Below are 604 nucleotides of genomic sequence, written 5' to 3'. Positions count from 1 at the left end.
GCCGCTGGACGACCCGACGGCGCGGCCGGTGGTCGCCGTGAAGCTGCAGGAGTGCTTCGGCTGGGCCGAGACGCCGCGGCTGGTCGACGGCCGCGTGCCGGTGCTGTTCCACCTGCTCTCCCCGGCAGGGCGTCCGCTCGCCGTCACAGACGATCTCTCCTCGTTCTGGTCGGGACCGTACGCGCAGGTGCGCGCCGAGATGCGCGGACGGTACCCCAAGCATCCGTGGCCCGAGGACCCCTGGGCGGCCGCTCCCACCCGGCACACGAAGAACCGCGCCGCGCGCGACTGATCACATGTGTCGGGACGGATCCATCCGCTGATGCAGGATGCGGATCACGTCGACGCCGCAGGCCGTCGCACGATAGAACACGAGATGACTTCCGATGCGGTAGCGGCGGTAGCCCTCGCGGATATCGTCGCACGCCCGACCCCGTTGCGGATCCTCAGCGATCCGCTCGATGGCGGCCCGGATCTCGGACACGTAGATCTCGGCCTGCGCTGCGTTCCAGCGCTCCTGTGTGAAGTCCCAGATGCCCGAGAGATCGCGCTGCGCCGCCGGCGTGAGCCGATACGAGTTCACTGCTTCTTCGCCGCGATGAAC

2 protein-coding genes are annotated in these 604 nt (G+C 69.2%); one reads left to right on the top strand and one right to left on the bottom strand.

Annotated elements, in window-relative coordinates:
- Nucleotides 1-292: ATP-dependent helicase C-terminal domain-containing protein (locus BGN97_RS06875; RefSeq protein ID WP_292699268.1), on the top strand; the 292-nt coding region annotated here is incomplete at its 5' end.
- On the opposite strand, the gene BGN97_RS06870 is transcribed toward BGN97_RS06875, so the two are convergent.
- A partial coding sequence (locus BGN97_RS06870; protein WP_292699265.1) for a type II toxin-antitoxin system RelE/ParE family toxin occupies nt 293-604 on the bottom strand: 312 nt, incomplete at its 5' end.

It is taken from the genome of Microbacterium sp. 69-10 (genome assembly GCF_001897945.1).
Lineage (GTDB): Bacteria > Actinomycetota > Actinomycetes > Actinomycetales > Microbacteriaceae > Microbacterium.
This window is presented reverse-complemented; position numbering and strand designations above follow the sequence as displayed.